The following is a 6,534-nucleotide window of genomic DNA, read 5'->3' on the forward strand; positions in this document are numbered from 1 at the left end:
ATCATCAGGGAAACACCAATTACTTCAGGTTTACAAGTAAATTTACCGTATTTAAATAAATTAAAGAGAACTCTGACTGCGTTGGATGAAATCTGTTTCTGTTATAAATGCTGAGATCTGAGACCGTCAAGTATTGATTGATACACATAGTTTTTGCGTCACCATCCTGTAACATAGCCGCTACGTGACACTGCGAAATTTAAGAAACTGTTCATAGTAATTCACATTAAGCCTAAATTTGGTAGCTAGGACTACAGCTACTGTCGGTAAAACTGTAATTACAATTTAGTTCTTTAAGTTTTTTATATTCTGGTTATAATTTGTTGTATTGATTTTTGTTAACTGTAGTTGCTCTATTTCTGCACAGGCATGGGATCATTACATTTCCCTTGGTGGTATTGGTTGTCGGGCTGATCAGTAAAGATACAGCCTTTCTGAAAAAATTTCTGGAGCGATCGCGGATAGTCGACCGATTCAGCGATGGGATGCGCTGCTCCTAGAAATCAGCGATGATCGTCTTACGCATTCCCTCAATGCTGTTTAACCTCTCATCTTGTCATTGAGCTACTTATGCTTGCTGTTTATCCCGGAAGCTTTGATCCCATTACCCTAGGGCACTTGGATATTATTGAGCGGGGTGCTCGTCTGTTTAGCGAAGTCATTGTGGCGATCGCCCACAACCCCCAGAAAAAAGCCCTCTTTAGCGTCAACCAACGCATCAAACAAGTACAGGCGGCTACCGTTCACTTAAAAAACGTGCGGGTAGATGCCTTTGATGGCCTGACGGTTGAGTACGCGCGATCGCAACAGGCAACCGTTCTTCTGCGGGGGCTGCGGGTTTTGTCGGACTTTGAATACGAGCTTCAGATGTCCCACACCAATAAAAGCCTCTGGCCAGAGATTGAGACCGTGTTCCTCACCACGTCCAATGAGTATAGTTTTTTAAGTAGTAGCTTAGTAAAAGAAATTGCCCGATTTGGTGGTAATGTTCGTCATCTTGTACCAGCCACTGTTGCCAAGGATTTAGAAGCATGCTTTACTCAAACACCGATCCCGTCTCAACGACCACTAGAGTAAATGAAGCGCTTGATGCCCCTTCCGTACCGCTGCAACTCCTGCAACAATTGGAAAAGCTGGAAGAACTCCTAATTCTCGAAGGGACGAAGATCCCGCTGACCGGCCGCAAACTCATTGATGAAGAGCAGATCCTGAACCAGCTGACCCGCATTGAACAGGCGATCCCCGAATCATTGAAGACGGCACAGCGGATTCTCAATCAGCGCGATGAGATCATTAGAGAAGCCCAGCACCGCGCCCAAGAGATTATCCGTGCCGCAGAACAACGCGCTGCCCAAATTGCCGATGAACTGCGGATTCGCCAGCAGGCAGAACTCGAAGCCCAGAAAATTCGCCAGCAGGTGCAACAAGAGGTGGAGTTTATGCGCCAGCGCGCCATTGAGGAAATCAATCTGCTACGGCAAAACACAGAAAAAGAACTCGCCCATCTGCGCCAAGTCACCCGCCATGAATGTCAAGAGCGACAACAGGAAGCGGATGCCTATGCCGATCGCACCCTTGCGGAAATGGAGCGCCAATTCAAGGAAATGCTAGCGGTGATTCAAAATGGGCGCCAATACCTGAAGCAGCATCAAGCCCACCGTCAACCCTAGGAAATACCCCATGTCACCCTAGCGGGCTGTCACAGGCTCTAGGGTAAAGAATGCTTGAAAAATTTGCGTATCCACCTCATTCATTTGCTGCTGCAAGTGATCGAGGAACTCGTGCATGCCTTGGCCAATAATTTCATCAATTGTCAAATAGTCCAGTTGGGATCGCAGGCGTCCCAGTTGGCGTTCCACGGGGTGGTGCCAACTTCCCAAGGGTGTCCCTGTAATTTTGTAGAGGGATTTTTCCACCTGCAACAGACAAAAGCGAATCGCGCGCGGAAATTCAGCATCGAGAATCAAGAACTCTGCGACCCCTGCGGGCGTAATCCGATGCGAACCTCGTTTACGATACATCTCGTAGGCACTGGCGGACTTGAGGAGGGCAATCCAGCCCAGCTCATCAATGGGTGTGCCCACATCTTCCACGGAGGGCAACAGCAGATAGTATTTCACATCGAGAATCCGCGAGGTCTTATCGGCTCGCTCCAGTAGCCGCCCCATTTGACCAAAGTGCCACGCTTCATTGTGGCTCATCGTACTATCCATCACACCAGCAAAGAGGTGACTGGCCTGTTTCACTTGCTCCAAAAAGCTGGCAATCTCCAATTGTTCCGGGGCTTTAGCCGCCTCGCGCACCATTGTGTAAAAGGCATTCACCTGCTGCCACATTTCTGAGGAAATCACCTCGCGAATCGATGTGGCATTCTCCCGTGCCGCCCGCAGACAGGAGATGATCGAGTTGGGATAGCTGGTGTCAAAGGTGAGGAACTGAATGACATTTTCAGCTGTGGCCGTGCCGTAGTGCTCCTGAAAAAAGGGCAAATCCCCCGTTGTTAGGACTAGGGGATCCCATTGACTTGAAAGACTCGTGGGCAGATCCAGCAGCATGTTCAAGTTGACATCAACAAAACGAGCAATATTCTCTGCCCGCTCAATGTAGCGATTTAACCAATAGACCGCATCGGCAACACGACTTAACATATACTGGCAAGCATTCACTCTCTGCCCACTCTAGCAACCTTTTCCCGTCCTGAGTATATGCAGCAAACCCGTCTGAATACTCTGCTTGATCGTCTAGGCGCTGGGATTCAGGAGCAGTTAAAAAATCCGTGGCGACGGCTAGCAACACTGAGTATTGCGTTTCTCTTTGGGGTGTTCTTGGGCTTGGCCATTTCCTCTAGTGCGGGTCAACTGGGCCACTTAGATATTGTGGCCTCGACCATCGTGGCGATCATTGCTGAAGTGATTAGTGCTATGTTCTATAGCGATCGCTGGAAATTGCGGCAAACTCTCTTTGGCGAAATTCTCAATGCCCTGAAGTTTGGTCTGATCTATGGTTTGTTCCTCATTGCCTTCCTTTTGGGAAGTTAGTTGCTGATTACCTCGATCAAGTGGAGACTTCTAAATGAGTATTGCTGCAATTTTAATCGCCATTCCCGACAATGAACCGCCAGCAGACCTTGAAGCGCTCATCGCAGCCGCAGGGGAAGGAGCCAGACACCCCCTAGCCCTTCCCCAATCAACCCATGAGCCTACATCTCATACACCCAAGAGGTGAAGACTGGCTCCCAAGGCACCAGTTCCTGTGTTTGGAACCAGAGATTGATTTCCCGTTCGGCATTTTCGGGACTGTCGGAGCCGTGAATCACATTCCGTCCCACATCTACGGCAAAATCGCCCCGTAGCGTTCCCGGTTCAGCATTGAGGGGATTAGTGGCGCCAATCAGTTTGCGGGCATTGGCAATCACCCCCCGGCCTTCCCAGACCATGGCCACCACCGGTCCAGAGGTAATGAAATTCACTAGCCCCGGAAAGAAGGGCTTATCTTTGTGTTCGTCGTAGTGCTGCTCTGCCAGTTCGCGGCTAACGCGCATGAGTTTGAGGCCGACCAGTGTGTAGCCTTTTTGTTCAAATCGTTGGATAATCGTCCCCACTAGCCCACGCTGAACGCCATCGGGCTTAATGGCTAGAAATGTCCGTTCCACGCAGTATGTCCTCTGCTCGATCTACAGGATTGATTTTACGGTTTTCGGGGGTCGGATGCCGCTACCACTGTACCAAGTTGATGCCTTTACCCAAGAACCCTTTCGGGGCAACCCGGCGGCTGTATGTGTCCTAGGGACGTTTTTTGAAGATGCAACCTTGGGGGCGATCGCCCGCGAAATGCATCTTTCGGAAACGGCTTTTGTCGTACCGCTGGTCAGTGGCTTTCACCTGCGCTGGTTTACCCCCGTGGCAGAAGTGGATCTCTGTGGTCATGCCACCCTCGCAACAGCCCATGTCCTTTGGCAGCATCAGGGGGTGGTGGGGGATCTAGAATTTCACACCCGCAGCGGTCTCCTGCGCGCACAGCGCCTTGGGGATTGGATTGCCCTTGATTTTCCGCAGCAGCCTGTAACGCCCCTTGAGGATCAGCAGACACAAGCCTCAATCATTGCAGCGCTCGGGACAACGCCCGTGTTTATAGGGCAAGCGGGCAGCGATCTGCTGGTGGAACTGGCTGATGCCGATGCGGTAGCACAGTTGAAACCCGATTTTGAGCAGATTGCCCGCCTGCCCTGCCGGGGACTAATTGTGACTGCCCGTGGCGAGAAATATGACATGATCTCCCGCTTTTTTGCCCCCCAATTGGGTATCCCAGAGGATCCCGTCACTGGCTCTGCCCACTGTAGCCTCTATCCCTACTGGCAACCCAAGCTCGGTCAAGAGGAACTTATTGCCTATCAAGCCTCAGCCCGAGGGGGCGTGATCAAAATGCAACCCCAAGGGGGCGATCGCCTGCTGCTATTGGGTCAGGCGGTGACGATTTTCGCTGGGGAACTCCTGCTTTAGAATTCAATCCCAGGCTGGGCTTTAACTCCTTGCTCGCGAAAGGGATGCTTGACAAGGGTCATTTCCGTCACCAGATCTGCGGCGTCAATCAAGGCTGGAGGAGCACCGCGCCCGGTGAGAATCACATGGGTCATTTCTGGCTTGCGGGCAAGTCCCTCGAGCACCTCTGCCACAGTTAAGTAGTCCAGCTTGAGGGCGACATTAATTTCATCCAGCAGTACCAAGCGGTACTTGGGGTTGGTGATATAGCTGAGGGCAAGTTCCCAAGCGGCTTGGGCACAGGCAATATCCCGTTGGCGGTCTTGGGTTTCCCATGTAAAGCCCTCCCCCATTGCATGGAAGGCCAGTTGGTCTGACCAATGGCTAAGAACCGCTTTTTCCGCTGGCTCCCACGCCCCCTTGATAAATTGAATGATCGCCACTCGATAGCCATGCCCCAAGGAACGCAGCACCATGCCAAGTGCCGCTGTGGTTTTGCCCTTACCGTTGCCCGTATGGACAATAATGAGACCTTTTTCACGGGTGCGCTCCGCGAGGCGTTGGGCCTGCACGGCTTTGCGCTGCTGCATTTTTTGGCGGTGCTGTTCGTCAGTGAGCATGGGCTAGCTGGCAAGGTACTCGTGAATATCGCCCCGGCGTTTGCGGAGTTTGCTGAGGGCTTCCCGCTCAATTTGCCGTACCCGCTCGCGACTGATGTTGAGCAGTTCGCCCACTTTGGCAAGGGTGAGGGGCTGGCCATTCTCTAGGCCAAAGCGTAGGGAGAGTACATGGCGTTGCTGCGGGGTCAGATCCGCCATCAGCCGTTCAAGGTCACTGCGCAGCGAGGATTGAGCGGCGAACTCCTCCGGTGAAATGGAAGGATCCTCGAGTAATTCCCCCAACTCCGTATCCTGATTATCACCGACACGGACATCAAGGGAGAGGGGCTGCCGTGCCCGTTCAAGATATTCCCGCACTTGGGCAGGGGTCAATTCCAGTTCTGCCGCCAGTTCATTAATCGTGGCAGCACGACCGAGACGCTGGGACAGTTGTCGCTGGGCTTTTTTGATTTTGTTCAGCTTTTCGGTGATGTGGATGGGCAGACGGATCGTGCGCCCCTTTTCAGCAATCGCCCGTGTAATGGCTTGGCGAATCCACCAGTAGGCATAGGTGGAGAAACGATACCCCTTAGTGGGGTCAAATTTTTCTACGCCCCGCTGCATCCCGATTGTGCCCTCTTGGATTAAATCGAGCAGATCCACATTGCGCTTGATGTACTTTTTGGCAACCGAAACCACCAGCCGTAGGTTGGCCTCCACCATTTTTCGCTTGGCACGCTCGCCATTTTCAATAATTGTCTCTAATTCTCCTTCACTCATGTTGGCGGCGGCGGCCCATTCAGCACGGGTGGGTTCACGGTTGAGTTCTGCCGCGAGCTTTTCGCGAATCTCATTCATGGCGGCAAGCTGCTGCACCTGTTTGCCGTAGATCACTTCCTGTTCGTGGGTGAGCAGTGGCACACGGCCAATCTCCCGTAGGTAAGTGCGCACTAAATCTTTTGAAGTATCCATAGTCCCTATCGCTCGTTCTCAAGGTTGACAGCAGTGATTCGTCCAAGGCCTAGGAATATCGTTTTCTCTGTAGGATGGGCGATCGCCCCTGTTAAAGATCGCGGCCAAGCCAACGGTGCTTTAACAGCGTTTTCGTAGATACGTTACATATATTAAGAATCTTAACATTTCTAAATCTGTTCACCGGAATACTAACACTGACCTTTGGCGGTTCTTAATCTTTTTTTTGTATTTCCTCCATTGACAAAGCTCTATGAATTTTGAAAATATAGATGGAATCAATAAATCGCTTGTTCACGCCTCTGCCCCCCGCCCTACTGAAGAGTTATCCATTCTCGCGACTAGGGGTGTGGGGCCGCGTCTTAGGAATTGGACGTATTTTTTTGGAGCAGTGTATTGAGATCAGCAGGGGTGCCCCCATTGGCAAAGGTTTGACTTCTCCCCTTCTTGAAAGAGAGAGGATTCCCAAAGGATGCTACGCAACG

Annotated in this window: 8 protein-coding genes; 4 read left to right on the forward strand and 4 right to left on the reverse strand. The window is 51.5% G+C overall.

Annotated features, from left to right (window positions below):
* Window positions 1–570: 570 nt before the first annotated feature.
* Both coaD and IGQ15_RS05355 read left to right on the forward strand, forming a co-directional pair.
* Complete coding sequence (coaD, locus tag IGQ15_RS05350; protein WP_297049383.1) at window positions 571–1,077, forward strand: pantetheine-phosphate adenylyltransferase; 507 nt, start codon at window positions 571–573, stop codon at window positions 1,075–1,077.
* Window positions 1,032–1,670 (forward strand): ATP synthase F0 subunit B, encoded by a 639-nt coding sequence (locus IGQ15_RS05355; RefSeq protein WP_297049386.1) that lies wholly within the window; start codon window positions 1,032–1,034, stop codon window positions 1,668–1,670. Before coaD ends, IGQ15_RS05355 begins: the two co-directional genes overlap by 46 nt.
* An 18-nt stretch (window positions 1,671–1,688) precedes the next feature.
* Here IGQ15_RS05355 and IGQ15_RS05360 read toward each other — a convergent pair whose 3' ends face one another.
* Window positions 1,689–2,648 (reverse strand): alpha-E domain-containing protein, encoded by a 960-nt coding sequence (locus IGQ15_RS05360; RefSeq protein WP_297049389.1) that lies wholly within the window; start codon window positions 2,646–2,648, stop codon window positions 1,689–1,691.
* A 57-nt stretch (window positions 2,649–2,705) separates the two neighbouring features.
* On the opposite strand from IGQ15_RS05360, the gene IGQ15_RS05365 reads away from it, so the two are divergent.
* The gene (locus tag IGQ15_RS05365) at window positions 2,706–3,038 is read left to right on the forward strand and encodes a DUF565 domain-containing protein (protein ID WP_297049391.1); all 333 of its coding nucleotides are present in this window, start codon (window positions 2,706–2,708) and stop codon (window positions 3,036–3,038) included.
* A 161-nt stretch (window positions 3,039–3,199) separates the two neighbouring features.
* Here the strand turns inward: IGQ15_RS05365 and ndk are convergent, their stop codons facing one another.
* A complete protein-coding gene (ndk, locus tag IGQ15_RS05370) occupies window positions 3,200–3,652 on the reverse strand; it encodes a nucleoside-diphosphate kinase (protein WP_297049393.1) in 453 nt (150 codons plus the stop codon).
* A gap of 55 nt (window positions 3,653–3,707) precedes the next feature.
* On the opposite strand from ndk, the gene IGQ15_RS05375 reads away from it, so the two are divergent.
* A complete protein-coding gene (locus tag IGQ15_RS05375) occupies window positions 3,708–4,499 on the forward strand; it encodes a PhzF family phenazine biosynthesis protein (RefSeq protein WP_297049396.1) in 792 nt (263 codons plus the stop codon).
* On the opposite strand, the gene cobO is transcribed toward IGQ15_RS05375, so the two are convergent.
* Entirely contained in the window at window positions 4,496–5,098 is a 603-nt protein-coding gene (gene cobO / locus IGQ15_RS05380) for a cob(I)yrinic acid a,c-diamide adenosyltransferase (protein ID WP_297049399.1), read from the reverse strand. The two genes, IGQ15_RS05375 and cobO, sit on opposite strands and share 4 nt — an antisense overlap.
* 3 nt (window positions 5,099–5,101) lie before the next feature.
* On the reverse strand, window positions 5,102–6,058 hold the full coding sequence (locus IGQ15_RS05385; protein ID WP_363315796.1) for an RNA polymerase sigma factor, RpoD/SigA family: 957 nt from the start codon (window positions 6,056–6,058) through the stop codon (window positions 5,102–5,104).
* Between the last annotated feature and the right edge of the window lie 476 nt (window positions 6,059–6,534).

Source organism: Thermosynechococcus sp. M98_K2018_005 (genome assembly GCF_015295825.1).
Taxonomy (GTDB): Bacteria; Cyanobacteriota; Cyanobacteriia; order Thermosynechococcales; family Thermosynechococcaceae; genus Thermosynechococcus.